The following is a 20,811-nucleotide window of genomic DNA, read 5'->3' as shown; positions in this document are numbered from 1 at the left end:
CCCGGTCACCGGTGTTATCGGTTGACCGATGTGTGGTGACGGCCACTGTGCCGGATACCAGGACCTGGTTTCAATACTGAAGGATACGTTCATGGCTGCATTCATCCGGAAACTGTTCAAAACCCGTAAGGCCACTCAGGCACCTGCACCGAAACAGGTAACCCCTAGCCCGGTGGCACAGCCCAGGGACAATCAGGGCGACCTGAAAACGGAACAGGACGCAATCCTCAATGCCCAGCCAACCCTTCAACAGCTCGAAACGCTGGCTATCGAAGGGGTCACTTCAGACATACGCCAGCGGGCCGCCACTGACATTGCAGACCGGGAAGCCCTGAACCGCATCCAGAAAGCGGCAAAAGGAAAGGACAAAGGGGTTTACCAACTGGTACGCCACAAGCTCCAGCAGATCAAACAACAGGAAACGGAGCAGAATCAGCTCCAGGAGCGACTCCAGACACTGATTCGCCAGGCCGAGGACCAGGCCAGGAGTGAAGACACCAACCTCTATGAACCCCGCTTTGAGGCACTCCTCCAACAGTGGCAGCCACTTGAACCCGAGGCCACCCCGGAACAGGCAGCGGCTTTCCTGCAGGCCTGTCACGGATGCCGGGAACGCATCGCCGCCTTGGCCGCCGAGGCAGCCGACCAGCAGCGCCATGCCGACCAAGCCCAGCAACGCATCAGCACCATCGAACTGCTTAATACCACCCTCGACGACCTGCGTACCGCGGCGACGACTGCCCTCCCCTCCCTCTCTGCTCTCGACGCCCTCCAAAAGACCCAGGAAAACCGCTGGCTTGAGGCTACCCGGGACACTCAGGTTCAAAAATCCGAGCAGAAGCAATACGAAGCCAGCATGCAGAATCTGAAATCATTCCTCGGTGCTGTTCGCCGCTATAGTGCCGCCGGAGAATCGCTACAGGCATTGCTGGAGCAGGTTGAGGACGATGCGCTGAAACCTGACCAAAAGACAGGGGCGCAGGCATTGGTGGCTGACATTGACTGGCCGACCGGCTTCGCCAACCCAGAGCCGCTGCAACGTCTGAGTTCACTGCTGAAAACCGTATCTCCGCGTGTCGAACGCAGTGGCGATGACGAACAACAGAAACAGCGTGCAAAAGCACTCGCGGATATTCTCGACCAGCTTGAGCAGGCGCTGGAGTCACGCCAGCTCAAAGAATCCCGCCAGCTGTTCAAGAAAGCCCAACAAACGCAAAAAAACCTGGACAAGCGCCACGCCCGTTCGCTCCAGGCCCGTCTGCAGCTACTCGCAGGTCAGTTGCATGACCTCAATGACTGGCAGGGTTTTGCAACCAGCCCCAAGCAACAGGCACTTTGCGAGCAGATGGAATACCTTGCCGAGCAGCCCATGGAGCCGGAAGCCAAGGCGGAACGCATCAAGGAACTCCAGACAGAGTGGCGGAAGCTGGGCGGGTCATCTGACAGAACCCTCTGGGACCGATTCAAGAAAGCGTCTGATGCCGCCTATGAGCCCTGCAAAGCCTACTTCTCCGCCAAGTCGGACCTTAAGCAGAGCAACCTTGATAAACGAGGCCTGATCTGTGACGAACTGGACAACTTTGTCACCAACTCCGATCTTTCCGACGCCGACTGGAAAGCCGTCGACCAGATCCTGAGGACTGCACGGGACGAGTGGAAAGCCGCATGGCCCGTAGAGTTTCGGGATAACCGTTCCGTACAGAAGCGATTCGACAGCCTCCTCAAACGACTGGAAGCACCGCTGAATGCCGAGCGTGAGAAGAACGAGGCACTTAAACAGGCGATTATCGAACGCGCCGAAGCCTTGGTTGAACTTGAGCCCCTAGCAGAGGCCATGAACCAGGCGAAAGCCCTGCAGGGTGAGTGGCAAGCCGTTGGCATTACTCGCCACCGCGAAGACCGCAAGTTGTGGAAAGCCTTCCGCTCCGCCTGCGACCGCATCTTCGAACGAAGAGACGCAGAGCGTTCAACCCAGCAACAGCAAACTGAGGCCGCCGACAAGCATCTGGAGGAGGTTCTCGGTCAAACTGCCGAGGTTAATGCTACCCAGGCCAGTGCCGCCGCAATCGCGGAAGCCCTGAAAACCCTGGACACTGTCGCAGGCCAACGGCTGTCGCGACCAATGTCGGAGCGGTTGAGCAGCGAACGTGCCCGTCTGAAATCCCTGAAAGAACAGCAGGCCCTTGCGGACCGCATTGCCAGCTGGCACCACTATATCGACGCCAGCCAGGACAACCCGGCAGAGCTGTCTGCGCCGGAAGCGTGGGCACGTCGATCCAGCGCTCTGGACACCTTGTCGGCACGGGAACTGGTTATCCGCGCGGAAATTCTTTCGGAAGTACCTTCCCCGGACCAAGACCAGGCCCTGCGCATGGAAATCCAGGTCAAACGCCTGTCCGACGGACTTGGTGGGGGACAGACTGAAAGCAACCACGCGGACCAGCTGGAATCCCTGGTGGCGTATTGGTGCCTTGGCCTCGACCACAGCGATCGCCAGCCTGAAATGGCGACCCGCCTGAAACAGGCCCTGACGGCGACCCTTCGCTAACCCACATCAATCCCTGTTGTGGGAACCAACAAAGGCCCGGGCTTCTGTAACTGCGACCCGGGCTTTTTCTTTCATTTCCAGCAGTTCCTGGTCGGCCAGGTAGAACCGCATATCAATGGCAAAACGGTAGTACCTGGAAGGCAAACGATTCAGCGCCACACACATGACATCTGCCAGGAAATCCTCGCCATCGCCCTGCTCACGACTGAGCTCCACCGCTTCAGCGACAAGCCCCTCGTAAAAGTTGTCGATTGCATCCCGTAACGACATTCACACCTCCACTCTACTGAAACACCAACACCACCTGACTGAATGCATGCACCCGAATCTGGGCGCGGACACCTATCGCCCAGGGGATCCACTAACACCATAGTTGTGGTCCGGACAATTGTCATGAGCGCTTTCGCCAATTGAATTGGCAGCGAGCGTCATTACCCGTAACGGGAACGACAGGCTAAGGTAAGTGGTCAACAACAACCAACTCTGAGGACAGACCATGAGCACTGAGGCCTATATCTTCGATGCAGTGCGCACCCCAAGAGGCCGCGGCAAAAAAGACGGCGCCCTGCACAGCGTTAAACCCATAACCCTGATGACCACTGTGCTAAAGGCACTGCAGGAACGGAACAACCTGGATACCGCCCAGGTGGACGACATTGTGATGGGTTGCGTAACGGCTGTAGGTGACCAGGGTGCCGATATCGCTAAAACCGCCGCACTGGCGGCAGACTGGGATGAAGTCGTTGCCGGCGTAACGCTGAACCGTTTCTGCGCCTCCGGCCTTGAAGCCGTTAACCTGGCGGCTATGAAAGTACGTTCGGGCTGGGAAGACCTCGTGGTCGCTGGTGGTGTTGAAGCGATGTCCCGGGTTCCCATGGGGTCCGATGGCGGCGCCTGGGCCATGGACCCTGCCACCAACCTGCACACCGGCTTTATGCCGCAGGGTATTGGCGCCGACCTGATTGCAACCCTGGAAGGCTTCAGCAGGGAAGATGTTGACCAGTTTGCTGTCAACTCTCAGAAAAAAGCGGCCAATGCCTGGGAAAAAGGTTATTTCAACCGCTCCATCGTTCCGGTCCAGGACCAGAATGGGGTCACCATTCTCGACCGCGATGAGCATGTCCGGGGCAATACCACCCTGGAATCCCTCAGCCAGCTAAAACCCTCGTTCCAGATGATGGGTGAAATGGGCTTTGACGGAGTCGCCCGGGAAAAATACCACTACGTTGAGAAGATCAACCACGTCCACCATGCCGGCAATTCCTCGGGCATTGTGGATGGTGCCACGGCCATGCTGATTGGCAGCGAGGCCAAGGGCAAAGCGCTGGGACTGACTCCCCGAGCTCGCATCGTTGCGACCGCAGTAACCAGCACGGACCCGACCATCATGCTCACCGGCCCGGCTCCGGCGGCCCGCAAGGCACTGGAAAAAGCTGGCCTGACGGTTGACCAGATTGATCTGTTCGAAGTGAACGAAGCTTTTGCCTCAGTGGTCATGCGCTTTCAGAAGGAACTGTCGGTGCCAGATGACAAAGTCAATGTAAACGGGGGCTCCATCGCGTTAGGCCACCCATTGGGCGCCACCGGCGCCATGATTCTGGGCACCCTGCTCGACGAACTGGAGCGCCGCGAGCTGCGCTACGGCCTTGCCACCCTGTGCGTAGGCGGTGGTATGGGAATCGCTACAATCATCGAGCGCTGCTGAGCCGACACCTGAGGAGAACAGATTATGAGTGCTATTCGCTATGAACTGGGTGCCGACCAGACCCTCACCCTGACCATCGACATGCCGGGACAGTCCGCCAACACCATGAACTCGGTGTTCCGGGACGCTCTGGATGACACCACCACCAAAGTGCTTGCCGACCTCGACAAAATTCGAGGCATCATCATCGCATCCGCCAAGAAAACCTTTTTCGCCGGCGGCGACCTCAACGAACTTCACAAAGTTACCCGTGCCGACGCACAGGCGTTTGAAGATATGGTCAACGGCCTGAAAAGCGCCATGCGCAAGCTTGAGACCAGCGGCAAGCCGGTTGTCGCCGCCATTAACGGCACGGCCCTTGGCGGCGGCCTTGAGCTTTGTCTTGCCTGCCATCACCGGGTGGTGCTTGATGATGACAAAATCCAGCTTGGCCTGCCTGAAGTCACCCTGGGCCTGTTGCCTGGCGGGGGCGGCACCCAGCGCCTGCCCCGGATGATTGGTCTGGAGGCCGCTTTCCCCTACCTGATGGAAGGCAAGAAAGTGAACCCAAAAGCCGCCCTGAAGGCGGGCATCGTGGACGAGCTTGCCAGCTCTGGGGATGAGCTGATCAGCAAAGCAAAAGCCTTTATCGATGCCAATCCGAGCTGTCAGCAGCCATGGGACAAAAAAGGCTTCAAACTTCCGGGCGGAGCCCCTCACCACCCGGCGATGGCACAAAAGCTGGCCATAGTACCGGCCATGCTTAAGCAGAAAACCAAAGGCTGCTACCCGGCACCTGAGCGTATCCTGTCTGCCACCGTTGAAGGCTGCCAGGTGGACTTTGACAACGGCAGTCTGATCGAAACCCGCTACTTTACTGAATTGGTGGTCGGCCAGGTCGCCAAGAACATGACCGGAACCTTCTGGTTCCAGCTTAACGCCATCAAGGCCGGTGGCAGCCGTCCCGAAGGCGTCGCCAGAGAAACATTCACTAAAGTGGGCGTACTCGGCGCGGGCATGATGGGGGCTGGCATTGCCTATTCCACCGCAAGCCGCGGCATTGACGTGGTCCTGAAAGACGTGTCCGTTGAGAACGCGGAAAAGGGCAAAGGCTACTCGGACATGTTGCTGGGCAAAAAGGTCAGCCGCAAACGAATGACCGAGGAACAGAAAGAGGCGGTACTCAACCGCATCACCGCGACCGACTCCGCTGACGACCTCGCCGGCTGCGACCTGATCATTGAGGCTGTGTTCGAGGACAGTGCGCTTAAAGCCAGGGTCACCCAGGAGGCCGAGCCAAAGCTGGTCAACAACGGCATTTTTGCGTCCAACACATCCACCATCCCCATCTCCCAACTGGCGGAAGCATCCGGCAGACCGGAAAACTTCATCGGCCTGCACTTCTTCTCCCCGGTGGACAAGATGCAACTGGTGGAAATCATCGTTGGTGAAAAGACCTCCGATGAAACCCTTGCCCGTGCCTTCGACTACGTACTGCAGATTGGCAAAATCCCCATTGTGGTCAACGACAGCCGTGGCTTCTTTACCTCCCGCGTATTCGGCACCTTCGTTAACGAAGGGATTGCCATGCTGGCTGAGGGCATCCACCCGTCCAGCATCGAGAACGCCGGAGTCCTGGCTGGCATGCCGGTCGGCCCATTGGCGATTTCAGATGAGGTCAGCCTGACCCTGATGCAGCATATCCGTGCTCAGAGCCGGAAAGACACGGAAGCGGCGGGAGGCACCTGGGCTCCCCATCCGGCGGAAGCGGTGATTGACCAGATGGTCAACACCCAGGATCGCAAAGGCAAGGCCGCGGGCGCCGGGTTCTATGAATACCCGCAACAGGGCAAGAAATACCTGTGGCCGGAACTCGAGTCACTCTTCGTCGACCGGGAGAAGGCCACGCAGGCGCAGCTTCAGGATCTGAAGGACCGCATTCTGTTCATCCAGGCCATTGAGACCGTTCGCTGTCTGGAAGAAGACGTTCTCCGCTCCGTCGAAGACGCCAACATCGGCAGTATTTTCGGTATTGGTTTCGCGCCCTGGACCGGTGGCGCCATTCAGTTCATCAACCAGTACGGTGTGCGGGAATTTACGGCCCGCGCTACGGAGCTGGCCGAACAGTACGGTAGCCGCTTCACCCCACCAGCGCTGCTGCTGGCCAAAGCTGAATCAAACACACCGTTCGCATAAGCCTATGGCCCGAAAAGGAACACCTTCCTTTTCGGGCTTCTTTCCCTTGAGTTCTCCCCCTCTGCCCCAATCTCTGCTGTAAGTGGCTGATAACAATCCGTTGCAACTGACCATATGATGGACATATTGTCACATTGCGACACCAGCGAACTGTGGCAACGCAACTACCGCTTGCCTACAATGAAACGAAAGCGGGAGTCTCTGAATTGGCCCCGTCTTATCCGTCCGCCCATCCTTCGGGCCGGCACAGATCTGGGCCCATTCAGACGTTTCTGGTCTATCTGGCGTGACCCCCAGGCACTTTGGCCTTCACCATTCGGCGGCCGGGGCTCTAAACACAGCTTCAGGTAATGATAATTATGAACATTGCGGAACGATTCAGATTTACTGCACGCGGTGACCGCACAGGACGGTTCAGTACGCTTGGGCGCGCCATCGCGGTCGCCCTGATGGTCAGCCCCCTGGCGTTGCAAGCGGCCATCGACCGGGAGGCCCCCTACAACCCGGTCGCACCGACGGTTGACCAGGCTCGGGCCAATATCCTGATTGCCAGGCAACTGCAGTTTACCCACTTCCGCGACCTGACCATTGACGATGAGCTATCCAGCGAAGTCTTTGACGTTTACCTGGACTACCTCGACGGGCAACGGGTTTATCTCACCCAGGAAGACCTGGCAACGTTTGCCCCGTTACGCCAACGCCTCGGCTCGGCCCTTAAAACCGGTCAGCTGCAGCCCGGTTTCGATATCTACAACACGGTCCAGCAGCGAATCATCGAGCGACTGGAGTTTGCCCTGTCCGTCATCGACGGCGGCCTGGATCAAATGGACTTCACTGGCAACGAGACTTTACTGCTCGACCGCTCTGACACTGAGTGGGCAGCCAACCAGGAAGAACTTGACGCCCTCTGGGTACGCCGCATCAAGAACGCGGTGCTGGCCCAACGTCTCAATGGTAAGGATGACGATGCCATTGAAGACACCCTGCACCGCCGCTACGAAAGCCAGCTGAACCGGGCCAGCCAAGTGCGCAGTGAAGACGCTTTCCAGGCTTACATGAATGCGTTCACCAGCATCTGGGACCCGCATACATCGTATTTCTCGCCGCGCACCTCAGAAAACTTCAACATCAACATGAGCCTGTCCCTTGAGGGCATTGGCGCCGTCCTGCAATCGGATAACGAATACACCAAGGTGGTTCGTCTGGTTCCCGGTGGCCCGGCCTCACGGCAGGGTCAGTTGCAACCGGCAGACCGCATTGTTTCGGTGACCCAGGAAGATCAGGACACTCCGATCAACGTCATCGGCTGGCGGCTGGATGAGGTCGTCGACCTGATTCGCGGGCCTCGTGAGTCCGTGGTCACGCTGGAAGTTATCCCGGCAAACGCCACCGACGAGTCGGTCACCCGCACGATTGCCATCAAGCGGGATCAGGTCAAGCTGGAAGAACAGAGCGCCAGCAGCGAAGTGATCGAGTTGGAACGGGATAACGGCAACTACCGCATCGGCGTGGTCACCATTCCGACCTTCTATGCGGATTTCCGGGCCATGCAGCAGGGCGACCCGAACTACAAGAGCACCACCCGCGACGTACGGAGACTGATCGACGAACTCGAACAGCAAGGCATTGACGGTCTGGTGGTGGACCTCCGCAACAATGGCGGCGGCGCGCTTCATGAAGCCAATGACCTGGTGGGCCTGTTTATTGACGAGGGCCCCACCGTTCAGATCCGCAACGCCACCAACGAAGTTCAGGTGCTCACCGACCAGGATCCCTCCGTGGCCTACGATGGCCCACTGGTGGTCATGGTGAACCGGATGAGCGCGTCCGCATCGGAAATCTTTGCCGGCGCCATCCAGGACTATGGTCGCGGCCTGGTGGTGGGCGCTCAGACCTTCGGCAAAGGCACCGTTCAGGCCGTACGGCCGTTGAACCACGGCCAGCTCAAGATCACTCAATCCAAGTTTTACCGGGTTTCCGGTGGCTCCACCCAGCATAAAGGCGTCATGCCGGATATCGTGATTCCATCCCGGGTCGACAATACCCGGATCGGCGAGGATGCCCTTGAGCATGCCCTGCCCTGGGATCAGATTGAGGCCGTTCCTCATACCCGTTACTACGACTTCAGCAGCATCATCGACCAGTTGCGCGATAACCACGATCACCGGTTCGCCAGCAACCCCGAGTTCCAGCTGCTGCAGCAGGAAATCGACTTCCTGGAAGAGCAGCGTCAGCAGACGTCGGTCAGCCTGAACGCTGATGTTCGCCAGGAGGAACAACAGCGCATCGAGAACACCCGTCTGGCCATTGCCAATGCCCGCCGGGAGATTCGTGGCGAAGTGCCGTTCGCAACACTGGAAGAGCTGGAAGACTGGCAGGACCTGCAGGCCGCCGATCCGGACAATCAGGACGAAGCGCTGGACTTCATCGTACGGGAAGGTGGTTACATCATGGCTGATATGCTCGAACTTGACCGGCGCATGGCGTCTATCGAGACCCAGAGAGCCATCGCCGCCCAAGCCAACTGAGTCAGGGCGACCGAATGGCCAAAGACGACAGCCAGCGCGCCAGGGCTTTGCAGGACATGATGATGGATGCCATGCACGCCATGGCATTCATGGATCAGGTCCAGAATCTCAACGATGGCGAGTCGACAGCCGGCCAACGTGGTAAGGATGATGATCGCGAATCGTCACTGATGGATCGCATAGCGGGCCTGACGGGCTCGGCTATGCGTTTTGCCTCACGCTCAACCGATGCCTCCCTGAAAGTGGGGCGAGCGTTGATGAAGTCCCAGGATCAGCTGCGGGTCATGCTGGCGGCCGGCAAATCCCTAAGCGACATTCGCCAGGTGCTAGGGCTGACGCTGTCTGAGATGAGCGACGCTCTCAACCTGCAAGACAAATCCATCCTCGAAGCGATCGAGGATGGTACCTCTACCCTGTCGTTCGAACTGATTCTGCGCCTCGCAGCGCTGGTGGCCAGAAACGACCCGATTCCGTTTATCCTGCGCACCGCGCGGAACTACAACCCCGAGGTTTGGCAGGTACTGAACAACTGGGGTGTGGGCCGTCTGCCGCTGCAGTTCGAACGCGAACGGGAGTTCATCAATATTTTCCGGCGTCACGATGACGCCCGTAACTTGTCGGATGAAGGCTTCCGCAAGGTTCTCGACTTTACCCGCAGAAGTTTTGAGATGTCGCTGCACTTCATTGAACAGCAAGAGCTTGAGATCGAACAGCTCAAGACCGAATTGCAGGCCTTGAAAGCACAGGCTGACGAGCCGGATTCCAACACACAGAAGAAATCCGGCTAACGGTCAACTCAGCCCGGAAGGAATACCTTCGCCATCCGTTCTGCGTCCGGCTGCTCAATAACCCCCTGCTCCGTCACAATGGCATCAATCAGGGACGCCGGGGTCACATCAAACACCGGGTTGAACACATCGACCGACTCAGGCGCCAAAACAGCCCCACGGATCTGTTTGACCTCGGTTCCTTCCCGCTCTTCAATCGGAATTTCAGTGCCAGACGCCAAGGTCATATCGACCGTGCTCGACGGCGCCACAACCATGAAGCGAATACCGTGGTGGCGGGCCAGAACAGCCAGGCTATAGGTGCCGATCTTGTTCGCAACATCCCCATTTGCGGTAATTCGGTCAGCCCCGACGATCACCCAGCGCACACTCCCCTGCGCCATAATCCAGGCCGCGGCGCCATCCGCATTCAGAGTCACCGGGACCCCCTCCCTGCTGAGTTCCCAGGCGGTCAACCGGCTTCCCTGGAGCCAGGGACGGGTTTCATCCGCGTACACCCGCTCCAAACGGCCGGTTTCATGCAGCCTGCGTATAACGCCGAGCGCCGTGCCATACCCTCCCGTCGCCAAGGCGCCGGTGTTGCAATGGGTCAACACGGAGAACGGCTTGTCTTCATCCATCACGGACAACGCATGGTCTGCCATCGCCAGATTCGCTGCCAAATCTTCGGCATGAATGGCTTCAGCGGCTTCGGTCAGTCGCTGCTGGGCCTCGACCAGGGTTTCACAGCTTCCCGCTACCGTTTCCATTCGCCTGAGCGCCCAAAAAAGGTTCACTGCAGTTGGCCGGGATGCCGCCAGCACGGCAACAGCCTCTGCCAGAGCTTCCCGCCACGTTTCCTCCATCAACGAACGAGCCGCTAACGCCACACCATAAGCCGCACTGATGCCAATCGCGGGCGCCCCCCGGACCACCATGTCGCGAATACAGTCCGCCACGCCGGTCGCATCCGTCATCGCCAACCAACGCTCCTCCTCTGGCAGAAGGCGCTGATCCAGCAACTCCAGTTGATGGCCATGCCACCGGATGGCTACCGTACCGATGGTCCGCTGGGTCGCAGAATCCGGTGAAATTGAGGAGGGGTCAATCATCGAAGTAACTCCGCTATAGAAAGAAATGCGTCAGACAGAAAGTGCGTCAGTATATCCGTTTTGTCGGCCTCAGGGTGGTGACAGTACCTGCCGCTCGTTATACTTTCCGGCACATTGCCAAGGCACCACATTAAGGGAACCCATGACAGCAGAAACCATAGTGGCAGCGGACCTTCGTATCAACGCCCGCTGGGTGATTCCGATCGAGCCCGCCCGGACCGTACTTGAGGACCATGCCGTCTTGGTTCAGGGCGACAAAATCGTTGCCGTACTGCCCCAACAGGAAGCCGACCAACGCTTTCGTTCCCGCGAGTCTGTCAATCTCGACCGCCATGTAGTGCTGCCCGGCCTGATCAACATGCACGGCCACGCTGCGATGTCGCTGTTTCGGGGAATGGCCGATGACTTGCCCTTGATGACCTGGCTTAACGACCACATCTGGCCGGCCGAAGGCAAGTACGTCAGCGACGCATTTACGGTCGACGGTACCCGCCTCGCCATTGCCGAGATGCTGCGCACGGGCACCACCACCTTTTCCGACATGTACTTTTTCCCGGAGGTGGCCGCTCAGGTGGCTCACGACATCGGCATTCGCGCTCAGGTCTGCTTCCCTGTCCTCGATTTTCCCACCATGTGGGCTTCCGGCCCGGACGAGTACCTGAGCAAGGGCCAGGCCCTGATCGAACAATGGAAGGGAGACACCTTTGTCACCGTAGGCATTGGCCCACATGCGCCCTACACGGTTTCCGATGGCCCTCTTGAGCAGATTCGAGACCTCGCCAGCCAAACCGGTGCCCCCATCCAGATTCATCTCCATGAAACCGCCTTCGAAGTCGCCGAAGCCCTGGAAAAGACCGGGAAACGACCAAGCCAACGACTGGCTGACCTGGGGCTGCTGGGCCCGGCGACCCAATGCGTACACATGACCCAGATCGACGAGACGGATATTGACCTGTTTCAGCAAAGCGGCACCCATGTCATCCATTGTCCGGAATCCAATCTCAAACTGGCCAGCGGCCTGTGCCCGGTTGACCGTTTGTTGAAGGCGGGCGTCAATGTCGCCATCGGAACCGACGGCGCCGCCAGCAATAACGACCTGGACCTGCTTGGCGAGCTCAAAACCGCCGCGATGGTCGCAAAGGTGGTTGCCGAAGACGCCGCTGCGCTGTCAGCCCACGAAGCACTCGAAATGGCGACCATAAACGGAGCCCGCGCCCTGGGACGCGCCCATGAACTTGGCTCTCTGGAAGCCGGAAAGCTGGCCGATATTATTGCAGTGGATCTGAGTGACCCATTCCTGCAGCCGGTGTATGACCCGGCATCCCACTTGGTTTACAGCTGCCATAGCCGGCAAGTCAGCCACAGCTGGATTGGTGGAGTGCCCCAGGTCCAGGATGGCTGCCTGACCCGCATTGATGTTCCTGACCTGGTTCTGAAAGTTCAAGGTTGGGCCGAACAGATTCGCCAACCAGCGGCGCAAAGCGCCGACTGACCGGTTCGCCTTATCCCATTTGGAAATGACCTATGACCAATCAAAACGTAGACCAGAACGAAGTCGCCAAGTTTGAGGCCCTGGCCAGTCGCTGGTGGGACCCGACCAGCGAATTCAAGCCGTTGCATGAAATTAACCCCCTCCGGCTGAACTACATCGATGAAAAGGCCTCGCTGGCTGGCAAACGGGTACTCGATGTAGGCTGCGGTGGCGGCCTGGTGTCCGAAGGTATGGCCCAACGCGGCGCGCACGTCACCGGTATCGACATGGGCGAAGCGCCCCTGTCTGTCGCCAAGCTCCATGGGCTGGAAAGCGGCATCAAAGTAGATTACCGACAGACCACCGTCGAGGCGCTGGCCGCTGACCCGGAGCATGCCGGTCAGTACGACGTGGTCACCTGCCTGGAGATGCTGGAGCACGTTCCAGATCCGTCGTCGGTGATCAAAGCCTGCGCGGCCCTGTTGAAGCCTGGTGGACACCTGTTTGTATCCACCATCAACCGCAACCCCAAGTCGTTCCTGTTTGCCATCGTTGGTGCGGAGTATGTGCTGGGTATGTTGCCGAAGGGCACCCACGAGTGGAAAAAGTTCATCCGCCCCTCAGAGATGTCCGACTACCTGCGCCACGCGGACCTGGAAATTCGTGACCTCACCGGTATGACCTACAACCCCGTCACCAAGGTGTACCGCCTCGGCCGGGACGTTGACGTTAACTACATGATGCACGCCGTAGACGGGCGGGACGAAGCGTGACAAACAGCTCCCCAAGACCATCCACAGTCCTTTTTGACCTGGACGGCACGCTGATTGATACGGCGCCGGATTTTATTCGCTGCCTGAATCTGCTGCGCCATCAGCACGGCATGAGTGCCCTGCCAGCGGAGCAGATTCGACGATCCGTTTCCAACGGGGCCCGTGCCATGATTGAGGTCGGTTTTGGCCTGACGCCGGAAGACAGTGATTACCTGGACCGCCACACCGCGTTTCTCGATCTCTATGAAACTGGCGTGGCCGAAGAAACCGTGCTGTTCCCGGGTATAGCCGAACTGCTCGACTGGCTTGACCAGCAAACCATCCCCTGGGGCATTGTCACCAATAAGCCGGAACGCTTCACAGCGCCCCTGCTCACCGCCCTGGCCCTGGACACACGCTGCGCAGCCGTGATCTGTCCGGACCATGTGTCGCAACGCAAACCGCATCCCGAATCCTTGTTGCTGGCCTGCAAGCAGATCGGCGTAGACCCCACCAGCGGTATCTACGTAGGCGATCATGTCCGTGACATTGAGGCGGGGCGCAATGCCGGAATGTCAACCATTGCGGTACGTTACGGCTACATTGAGCACCCCGATGAGGTCGAGCACTGGCGTGCCGACCAGGTCGCCGAAACCGTCAGCGACCTGACAAACCTGATACAATACCGCTGATTTTCAGAACCTTGATGTATTCCCCAAACCGGAGAGTTTCTATGCAAGACTACCAAGCACCGGCCGATTTGCTGAAAGATCGTGTAATCCTGGTGACTGGTGCCGGCAGCGGCATTGGCCGCACCGCAGCGCTTACCTATGCTGCACACGGTGCCACGGTAATCCTGCTGGGCCGCACCACGGCCAAGCTAGAAGAGCTTTACGACGAAATCGAAGCTGCCGGTTATCCGCAGCCCGCCATTGTTCCCATGAACCTGGAAGGTGCTGCGGTCAAGGAGTACGAGGAAATGGCCATGACCATTGAAGAGACCTTTGGTCGCCTCGATGGCATCCTCCATAATGCGGCTATCCTGGGTGCTCGCAGCCCCGTTGAACTTTATGATCCGGAAACCTGGAACAGGGTCATGCAGGTCAATGCCACCGCGCCCTTCCTGCTTAGCCGCGCTCTGATCCCGTTGCTGCGCAAGTCCGATGGTGCTTCCGTCATCTTCACTTCATCCGGCGTTGGTCGTCGGGCCAAGGCCTACTGGGGCGCTTACGCGGTTTCGAAGTTTGCGATTGAAGGCCTCAGCCAGCTGCTGGCTGACGAGCTTGATGATGAGCGCCACAACATCCGGGTCAACAGCCTCAACCCCGGCGCGACACGCACTAACATGCGGTCCCACGCCTACCCTGCCGAAAACCCGATGCAGAACCCGGCCCCGGAAGAGCTGATGCCCATTTATCTGTACCTGATGGGGCCCGACAGTGCTGACATTAACGGTCAGCAACTGGACGCTCAGCCTAAACCCCAGGCCAAGTAAGGGGCGCGTTTCATGGAACTGGTCTTCTACACCACGGCACAATGCCATTTGTGTGAGCTTGCCGAGGCTCTGCTCATCAATACCCCCATGCCGGCTCCCATACCGGTCGATGCCGTGGACATTGCCCAGTCTGACGCCCTGGTGGAGCAGTACGGCACGCGAATTCCGGTACTGCGCCGCAACGATACCGGCGAAGAACTGGACTGGCCGTTTGATCGCGACCAGCTGCTGGCCTTCCTTGGCAACTAGCCCGTAACGATGCATTCCAGCTTTTGAGGACACCCCCTATGCTGATGGTGATATCTCCAGCGAAAACTCTGGACTACGACAGCCCACTGGCGACTGAGCGCTACAGCCAGCCGGATTTTCTGGACGAAGCCTGCGAACTGGTCGACCAGCTCAAGACCCTTGAGCCCCACCAGATCAGCAACCTGATGCACATCAGCGATAAACTTGGGCAGCTGAACGCCGACCGTTACCAGACCTGGAGCCTACCTTTCAGCCCCGACAATGCCCGTCAGGCCATCCTGGCCTTTAAGGGCGATGTGTATACCGGGCTGGCAGCAGAACAGTTCAAAGAAGCCGACTTCGAATTCGCCCAGCAGCATCTGCGGATGCTCTCGGGGCTGTATGGAATACTGAAACCCCTCGATCTCATGCAACCCTACCGTTTGGAGATGGGCACCAAGTTTGAGAATACCCGGGGCAAGGATCTTTACGCTTTCTGGGGCAACCAGATTACCGACGAATTGAACCGCCTTCTGGCCGCGGATGATGGCGTCCTGGTGAACCTTGCCTCCAACGAGTACTTCAAGAGCGTTCGCAAGAGGACCCTCGCTGGCCGGCTGGTCACGCCGCAGTTCAAGGACTGGAAAAACGGCCAGTACAAGATGATCAGTTTCTACGCCAAGAAAGCCCGAGGCCTGATGTGCCGCTACGCCATCGAAAACCGGATCACCCAGGCGGATGACCTCAAAGGCTTTGACCTCGAGGGCTACCGCTTCAGTCCCGAGCAATCTGACCAGGACAACTGGATGTTCTTGCGTCGGGAAGACTGATTTCTCGATTTCCGTAATACCTACTTTCTAACGTCCAGGAGCTGCCATGAGTGAGGCTGTTTTTTCCCAACTGGCAATGTCAGTACTGTTGACCGCCCTCATCGGGTGGATGGGGTTCATTGTCTGGGACCTCGCCAAAAAATCCAAAGCCGGAAAGTTCGGCACAATTGCCCTGTTCACCGTACTCGGTGCCGGTGTACTCGGGTTCATTGTCAAAACCGTTCTGGTCGAAATCATGCAGATATGATTCTTTACGGCCGCCGCAGGGTGGCCGTATGATGCCTTCCCTTTTTTCACTCCCCGTCGTTTGCTTCGGGATGATCTTACTCAAGAGGACCTGATCACCATGTGGTTTCGCAACGTGCGCGTTTTCCGCTTCACCAAGCCGTTTGACATCACTGCCGAAGCGCTGGAAGAAAAACTGTTGGAAGATGTCTTCAAGCCCTGTGGCCCGCAGGAAACCACCCGCCAGGGCTGGGTTCCACCTCTGGGCAAACATGGTGAGCAGCTGGTCCACAGTGCCGGCGGCTATCACCTGGTCACCCTTCGCAAGGAAGAAAAGATCCTGCCGGGGCCGGTGATCAAAGAACTGGTTGAAGAAAAGGTCGAGATGATCGAGGCTGAACAGGGCCGAAAAGTGCCTCGCAAGGAAAAAGACGAGCTCAAGGAACAGGTTATGCTGGAGATGCTCCCCAAAGCCTTCTCCAAGAACCGTCGCTGCTACGCCTATCTGGCGCCAAAAGACGGCATGCTGATTGTCGATGCGAGTTCCGCCAAACAGGCTGAAGACCTGGCCTCGGCCCTGCGCAAAAGCCTTGGCTCCCTGCCCGTGCGGCCACCCGCCGTTGAGCAGGCTCCCACCTTCACTCTGACCGGCTGGCTCAACGAAACTATTGATGTTCCCTCGTCACTGACCCTGGGCGACGAATGTGAACTGAAAGACCCCTCAGAAGACGGTGGTGTAGTTCGTTGCAAGGGACTGGACCTTCAGGGCGACGAAATCCGCAGCCACCTGGATGCTGGCATGCAGGCCACGCGCCTGGCCCTGACCTGGGAAGACAGCCTGTCCTTCATTCTGGATGAAGAGCTGGGCATCCGCCGACTGAAGTTTGGCGACACCCTGCAGGAAAAGCTTGACGACGTCGAGGCTGATGACGCCGTCGCCCGCTTCGATGCTGCATTCTCGTTGATGACCCTGGAGCTGGCCAGGCTGATTCCCGGGCTTCTCGAAGCACTGGGGGGCGAAGACCGCTCCGCGATTGTCGAGGCTGCCTGACGCCTCAACCTGACCGTCAGTGGGACGTCGTACGCAGGCGTTCCCGCTGCCAGTCTTTCTCCGGTTCATTCAGCACCATCCGCAAGTCCATGATTTCCTCGTCGCGGTTGTAGGTCACCTCAAACCCCAGCTGTTCCGCCAGCGTCAGCATGGGTCGGTTGTCTGGCAACACATTGCCGACCATTTCCATAGTGCCCCTGGAACGACAGTAGTCGATCATTTTCTGCATCAGCGCAAGCCCCAGCCCTTCGCCTTTCATGTTGTCATGCACCATGACCGCGAATTCACAGCGCAGGTTATCGGCATCGGTCCACACCCGTACCGTTCCCAAGGTCTCCTCCCCTTTGCCGTCTTCCCGCGGTGCATTGGCGATAAACACCATTTCCCGGTCGTAGTCGATCTGCACCATCTGGGCCACATCTTCCCGGGAGAAATGCTTGCGGTACTGGAAGAACCGGTAACGAATGGATTCGGGCGACTGCAATTGATGGAACACGCGATGGGCAGGCTCATCCTCCGCCAGTACCGGCCGGATAATCACCCGACGCCCGGATTTTGGCAGCAGGATCCACTCTTCAAGCTCCCGTGGGTAGGGCTGGATAATCGGGCGACCGGCCTGTTCGGACAGATCAATGGCCACATCCACTGCAATCGCCCCCTGATTGTTGAACAGCAAAGGGGAAATCTCGAGCCCTTTGATCTCAGGAATATCAATCACGATTTGCGACAGGGTCACCAGGGTTTCAGATACCGCACGTATGTCCTCTTCCGGGTGGAAGCTGTATTCCTGCAACAGCTTGTACATATAGGTACGGCGCAACAGCTCACGGGCCAGCACCATGTTCAGAGGCGGCAAGGCGATCTGGCGGTCGGTGATGACGTTGATCTGGGCGCCAGACGCGCCACACACCACCAGCGGACCAAAGTTGGCGTCACGGGTAATGCCAACACTGAACTCCACCCCGCCCACATGCTGAGAGGAGCGCTGGACCGCAAACCCCAGGAAACCGCTGTCGGGGAAGTGTCTCTGATACTCGTCCATGAGCTGTTTGCAGGAATCGATGATCGCCGGCTCATTGCTCAACCCCTGGATGGTCGACTTATAGCGCCCCCGCCCGGTGCTCTGCTCCATAAAGGGGTGACAGGATTGCTCGTGAACCAGCGTGACATCAACCGGCCTCCGTTCGACGGAGAAGGTTTCAATCACCTCTTCCACATCATCGCAGTACACGGTATCAATGGTACGAATGCCGTAATCCCGCAAGACCTCCCGGGCCTCCTTGTTGGACAGCATCATCCGTTTGGCACGCAAGGCCCTGAGCACCATCTTGCGGCTGCGGGTGTGGTCGGCAAAATGGTCAGTAAACGACTCCGGTGTTTCCGCCAGCAGGCGCTGCACTCGCTGGTGATTCACATGCTGCATAAACGCCTTGACCGCTTTTTCCGGTGCGAAAAACGACGGAATGCCTGCGCGGTAAAACTCTTCCCTGGCGTCCAGCACGGTGCTCTGGCCCAGCCAGCAGGTCAGCACATTGAGCCGGGTTCCCTTGACCGCCTGCACAACCGCATCGGCAATTTGCAGGCTATCCTCGGTCAGGCTCGGGGCATACAACACAAGAATGTTCGCCACCTCAGGGTCCCTTGCCAGGATCTTGATGGCCTTGGCGTAAAGCTCCGGCGAGGCATCGTAGTTCAGGTCTATCGGGTTTCGTCGGGTCCAGAAGTCGGGCAGCAGCTCGGCCAGTTCATCAACGGTTTTCTGGGACAGGTTCGCCAGTTTCCCGCCGGAATGGGCCAGACGGTCCACTGCCAAGACCCCGGGGCCAACCCCATTGGCCATCACCACCAACGACTCCTGTCGCAATGGCCGCATGCGAGTCAGGGTTTCCAGCGCATCGAACATCTGGCCCAAGCCATCCACCCGTAATACACCGGCGCGCTGAAGCACGGCGTCGAAGATCGGATCTGAGCGGTGCAGCCCGGCGGGCAAGTCGTAGGGGAACCACTCCGACTCCGGCACCCGGCCGCTCTTCACCGCAATCACGGGCTTGGTACGGGATGCTGCCCGGACCGCCGACATGAATCGACGGGCATTGGGAATGTTCTCGATATGAAGCAGGATGGCTCGTGTCTTGCTGTCCTGAGCAAGGTAGTCGATCAAGTCATCGTGATCGATGTCCATGCCGTCACCCAGGGTGAGGAAGTAGGAAAAGCCAACACCCCGGGCAAAGGCCCAGTCAATGACCGAACTGGCAATGGTTCCGGATTGCCCGATGAAGGCCACCTTGCCAGGCAAAGCGCCCATATGGGCATAAGTGGCATTCAGGCTACGTGCCGGCACCATCAGGCCAATCGTATTGGGGCCCAGGATCCGGATTCCTGTTTCTCTGGCAGCATCGCGCACCGAATACATTAGCGGTTGGCCGGTTTTACTGTGCGCCCGTGACATACCACCGGTCATGACAATGGCCGTACGCACCCCCTCTTCCCCCAATCGGCGAATCATCTTGGGGACGGTATCTGGCGGCGTACACACGATCGCAAGATCTGGAACAAACCCCATGCGCGAGACTTTCCTGACGCAGGGCACCCCGTGAACGTCGTTGTAATCGTTCTGGTTCACCACCAGAAGGCGGCCCGGGAACTCACCACTCATCAGGTTACGAAGCACCATGCCACCGAGGCTGTCCGCCCGCTCAGAGGCACCGACAACAACAATGGAGGTAGGATTAAAAAGGCTTTCCAGGTAACGGGTACCCAAGGTCAGAACTCCCTTCGGATCAGGTTGTTGCGCCGTGTTTTACCTTATCTTAGGCATTCATGACTTGATGTGAAACGATAATCCCATCAAAAGTTTGTGATGATTCGGTAATTCCCGAGTTGGCCCGATGGTCGCAGCACGAATACGACCAAAGAAACGGGGCGACTGCCCCTGTTCCCTGCTAACATGGGGCAAAATAAAAGAACTCTTCAAGCGGCACATAGTTAATACGACATGACAACAGCGTTCTTCAGCCACAACGATTGTGCCAAGCACAATATGGGGCCCGAGCACCCGGAGTCCCCCGATCGCCTGGCCGCGATCATCAGTTACCTCGCCGACACCGAACTGGAACAGGCGCTGGACTGGATCAGACCTGGTGAGATTACCCGGGACCAGCTGCTGTCAGTACACCCGGAACGATACCTTCATCAGCTCGACCTGATGCAGCCGACCCAGGGCCGGGTCTTCACCGATCCCGACACCGCCATGATGCCGGACACGCTCCGGGCCGCAAAGTTGGCCGCCGGAGCCAATATCGAAGCGGTGGATATGGTGCTCAGCAGCCAGGTGACAAACGCGTTCGTGTGCGCTCGCCCCCCGGGTCATCATGCCGAACGCTCAAAGTCGATGGGATTCTGCTTCTACAACAACATCAGCCTGGCGGCCATGAGGGCATTGAATTTCCACGGGCTGGAACGGGTTGCCATCGTTGATTTCGACGTGCATCAGGGCAACGGCACCGTTGATATTGTTGGTGGGGATGAACGGATACTGATGTGCTCCAGTTTCCAGCACCCGTTCTACCCGCACTCGCACGTTTACCAGCAAGCCGGCAATATCATCAACACGCCGATTGAGGCCGGCGCATCTGCCGCAGAATACCGCAAGAGGGTGGAAGGAGACTGGCTGCACCGGCTGCAGGACTTCCGCCCTCAACTGGTGCTGGTATCAGCAGGGTTCGACGGCCACCGGCTCGACCCGATGGCGGAGCTTAACCTCGAAGCAGAGGACTACCGCTGGCTGACCGACATGCTGACCAGCGTGGCACACGATCACGCCAACGACCGCCTGGTCTCTACGCTGGAAGGGGGTTATCACCCGAAGGCATTGGCGCAAAGCGTGTGTGCCCACCTCGAAGGGCTGGTGGCCATACGCTAGCC

The 20,811-nt window shown here is 58.4% G+C and carries 17 protein-coding genes; 14 read left to right on the top strand and 3 right to left on the bottom strand.

Going from position 1 to position 20,811, the window contains the following annotated elements:
- Positions 1-91 precede the first annotated feature (91 nt).
- The gene (locus tag BMZ67_RS12780; RefSeq protein WP_092023190.1) at positions 92-2,548 is read left to right on the top strand and encodes a DUF349 domain-containing protein; all 2,457 of its coding nucleotides are present in this window, start codon (positions 92-94) and stop codon (positions 2,546-2,548) included.
- 6 nt (positions 2,549-2,554) lie between these two features.
- Here BMZ67_RS12780 and BMZ67_RS12775 read toward each other — a convergent pair whose 3' ends face one another.
- A complete protein-coding gene (locus tag BMZ67_RS12775) occupies positions 2,555-2,818 on the bottom strand; it encodes a late competence development ComFB family protein (protein ID WP_092023188.1) in 264 nt (87 codons plus the stop codon).
- Between the two features lie 226 nt (positions 2,819-3,044).
- Here BMZ67_RS12775 and BMZ67_RS12770 point away from each other — a divergent pair, with 226 nt between their 5' ends.
- The 4 genes from BMZ67_RS12770 (at position 3,045) to BMZ67_RS12755 (ending at position 9,744) form a co-directional block, all read left to right on the top strand.
- On the top strand, positions 3,045-4,253 hold the full coding sequence (locus tag BMZ67_RS12770; RefSeq protein ID WP_092023186.1) for an acetyl-CoA C-acetyltransferase: 1,209 nt from the start codon (positions 3,045-3,047) through the stop codon (positions 4,251-4,253).
- Positions 4,254-4,277: 24 nt separating this feature from the next.
- A complete protein-coding gene (locus tag BMZ67_RS12765) occupies positions 4,278-6,428 on the top strand; it encodes a 3-hydroxyacyl-CoA dehydrogenase NAD-binding domain-containing protein (RefSeq protein ID WP_092023185.1) in 2,151 nt (716 codons plus the stop codon).
- 359 nt (positions 6,429-6,787) lie between these two features.
- A complete protein-coding gene (locus tag BMZ67_RS12760; RefSeq protein ID WP_092023183.1) occupies positions 6,788-8,956 on the top strand; it encodes a carboxy terminal-processing peptidase in 2,169 nt (722 codons plus the stop codon).
- Between the two features lie 14 nt (positions 8,957-8,970).
- Complete coding sequence (locus BMZ67_RS12755; RefSeq protein ID WP_092023181.1) at positions 8,971-9,744, top strand: RodZ family helix-turn-helix domain-containing protein; 774 nt, start codon at positions 8,971-8,973, stop codon at positions 9,742-9,744.
- An 8-nt stretch (positions 9,745-9,752) separates the two neighbouring features.
- Here the strand turns inward: BMZ67_RS12755 and mtnA are convergent, their stop codons facing one another.
- Positions 9,753-10,835, bottom strand: a complete 1,083-nt coding sequence (mtnA, locus tag BMZ67_RS12750; RefSeq protein ID WP_092023179.1) for an S-methyl-5-thioribose-1-phosphate isomerase — start codon at positions 10,833-10,835, stop codon at positions 9,753-9,755.
- 142 nt (positions 10,836-10,977) lie between these two features.
- Here mtnA and BMZ67_RS12745 point away from each other — a divergent pair, with 142 nt between their 5' ends.
- The 8 genes from BMZ67_RS12745 (at position 10,978) to rdgC (ending at position 16,887) form a co-directional block, all read left to right on the top strand.
- A complete protein-coding gene (locus tag BMZ67_RS12745) occupies positions 10,978-12,327 on the top strand; it encodes a TRZ/ATZ family hydrolase (RefSeq protein ID WP_092023177.1) in 1,350 nt (449 codons plus the stop codon).
- 32 nt (positions 12,328-12,359) lie between these two features.
- Positions 12,360-13,079: a bifunctional 2-polyprenyl-6-hydroxyphenol methylase/3-demethylubiquinol 3-O-methyltransferase UbiG gene (gene ubiG, locus BMZ67_RS12740; RefSeq protein ID WP_092023175.1), complete on the top strand. Its 720-nt coding sequence runs from the start codon at positions 12,360-12,362 to the stop codon at positions 13,077-13,079.
- The gene (locus BMZ67_RS12735) at positions 13,076-13,750 is read left to right on the top strand and encodes an HAD family hydrolase (RefSeq protein ID WP_092023173.1); all 675 of its coding nucleotides are present in this window, start codon (positions 13,076-13,078) and stop codon (positions 13,748-13,750) included. The genes ubiG and BMZ67_RS12735 overlap by 4 nt, the downstream gene beginning before the upstream one ends.
- A gap of 41 nt (positions 13,751-13,791) precedes the next feature.
- A complete protein-coding gene (locus tag BMZ67_RS12730) occupies positions 13,792-14,553 on the top strand; it encodes a YciK family oxidoreductase (RefSeq protein WP_092023171.1) in 762 nt (253 codons plus the stop codon).
- A 12-nt stretch (positions 14,554-14,565) separates the two neighbouring features.
- Positions 14,566-14,802 (top strand): glutaredoxin family protein, encoded by a 237-nt coding sequence (locus tag BMZ67_RS12725; RefSeq protein ID WP_092023169.1) that lies wholly within the window; start codon positions 14,566-14,568, stop codon positions 14,800-14,802.
- A gap of 38 nt (positions 14,803-14,840) precedes the next feature.
- A complete protein-coding gene (gene yaaA / locus BMZ67_RS12720) occupies positions 14,841-15,611 on the top strand; it encodes a peroxide stress protein YaaA (protein WP_092023167.1) in 771 nt (256 codons plus the stop codon).
- Positions 15,612-15,657: 46 nt separating this feature from the next.
- Complete coding sequence (locus tag BMZ67_RS12715; protein ID WP_092023165.1) at positions 15,658-15,858, top strand: DUF2788 domain-containing protein; 201 nt, start codon at positions 15,658-15,660, stop codon at positions 15,856-15,858.
- Between the two features lie 99 nt (positions 15,859-15,957).
- Complete coding sequence (gene rdgC / locus BMZ67_RS12710; protein ID WP_092023163.1) at positions 15,958-16,887, top strand: recombination-associated protein RdgC; 930 nt, start codon at positions 15,958-15,960, stop codon at positions 16,885-16,887.
- Positions 16,888-16,903: 16 nt separating this feature from the next.
- Here rdgC and BMZ67_RS12705 read toward each other — a convergent pair whose 3' ends face one another.
- Positions 16,904-19,648 carry a bifunctional acetate--CoA ligase family protein/GNAT family N-acetyltransferase gene (locus BMZ67_RS12705; RefSeq protein WP_092023161.1) on the bottom strand — a complete coding sequence of 915 codons (2,745 nt, stop codon included), beginning with the start codon at positions 19,646-19,648 and terminating at the stop codon, positions 16,904-16,906.
- A gap of 234 nt (positions 19,649-19,882) precedes the next feature.
- Here BMZ67_RS12705 and BMZ67_RS12700 point away from each other — a divergent pair, with 234 nt between their 5' ends.
- Complete coding sequence (locus tag BMZ67_RS12700) at positions 19,883-20,809, top strand: histone deacetylase family protein (RefSeq protein ID WP_092023158.1); 927 nt, start codon at positions 19,883-19,885, stop codon at positions 20,807-20,809.
- The last annotated feature ends 2 nt before the right edge of the window (positions 20,810-20,811 follow it).

This window comes from Marinobacter zhejiangensis, from assembly GCF_900114775.1.
Classification (GTDB): Bacteria; Pseudomonadota; Gammaproteobacteria; order Pseudomonadales; family Oleiphilaceae; genus Marinobacter; species Marinobacter zhejiangensis.
The sequence above is the reverse complement of the archived record's forward strand: the minus strand, read 5'-3'. Positions and strand labels throughout refer to the sequence as shown.

What these genes read in the sequence shown, in the direction of transcription:
- BMZ67_RS12780 (WP_092023190.1), top strand. Translation starts at nt 92, where the DNA reads ATGGCTGCATTCATCCGGAAACTGTTCAAAACCCGTAAGGCCACTCAG.
- BMZ67_RS12775 (WP_092023188.1), bottom strand. Translation starts at nt 2,818, where the DNA reads ATGTCGTTACGGGATGCAATCGACAACTTTTACGAGGGGCTTGTCGCT.
- BMZ67_RS12770 (WP_092023186.1), top strand. Translation starts at nt 3,045, where the DNA reads ATGAGCACTGAGGCCTATATCTTCGATGCAGTGCGCACCCCAAGAGGC.
- BMZ67_RS12765 (WP_092023185.1), top strand. Translation starts at nt 4,278, where the DNA reads ATGAGTGCTATTCGCTATGAACTGGGTGCCGACCAGACCCTCACCCTG.
- BMZ67_RS12760 (WP_092023183.1), top strand. Translation starts at nt 6,788, where the DNA reads ATGAACATTGCGGAACGATTCAGATTTACTGCACGCGGTGACCGCACA.
- BMZ67_RS12755 (WP_092023181.1), top strand. Translation starts at nt 8,971, where the DNA reads ATGGCCAAAGACGACAGCCAGCGCGCCAGGGCTTTGCAGGACATGATG.
- mtnA (WP_092023179.1), bottom strand. Translation starts at nt 10,835, where the DNA reads ATGATTGACCCCTCCTCAATTTCACCGGATTCTGCGACCCAGCGGACC.
- BMZ67_RS12745 (WP_092023177.1), top strand. Translation starts at nt 10,978, where the DNA reads ATGACAGCAGAAACCATAGTGGCAGCGGACCTTCGTATCAACGCCCGC.
- ubiG (WP_092023175.1), top strand. Translation starts at nt 12,360, where the DNA reads ATGACCAATCAAAACGTAGACCAGAACGAAGTCGCCAAGTTTGAGGCC.
- BMZ67_RS12730 (WP_092023171.1), top strand. Translation starts at nt 13,792, where the DNA reads ATGCAAGACTACCAAGCACCGGCCGATTTGCTGAAAGATCGTGTAATC.
- BMZ67_RS12725 (WP_092023169.1), top strand. Translation starts at nt 14,566, where the DNA reads ATGGAACTGGTCTTCTACACCACGGCACAATGCCATTTGTGTGAGCTT.
- yaaA (WP_092023167.1), top strand. Translation starts at nt 14,841, where the DNA reads ATGCTGATGGTGATATCTCCAGCGAAAACTCTGGACTACGACAGCCCA.
- BMZ67_RS12715 (WP_092023165.1), top strand. Translation starts at nt 15,658, where the DNA reads ATGAGTGAGGCTGTTTTTTCCCAACTGGCAATGTCAGTACTGTTGACC.
- rdgC (WP_092023163.1), top strand. Translation starts at nt 15,958, where the DNA reads ATGTGGTTTCGCAACGTGCGCGTTTTCCGCTTCACCAAGCCGTTTGAC.
- BMZ67_RS12700 (WP_092023158.1), top strand. Translation starts at nt 19,883, where the DNA reads ATGACAACAGCGTTCTTCAGCCACAACGATTGTGCCAAGCACAATATG.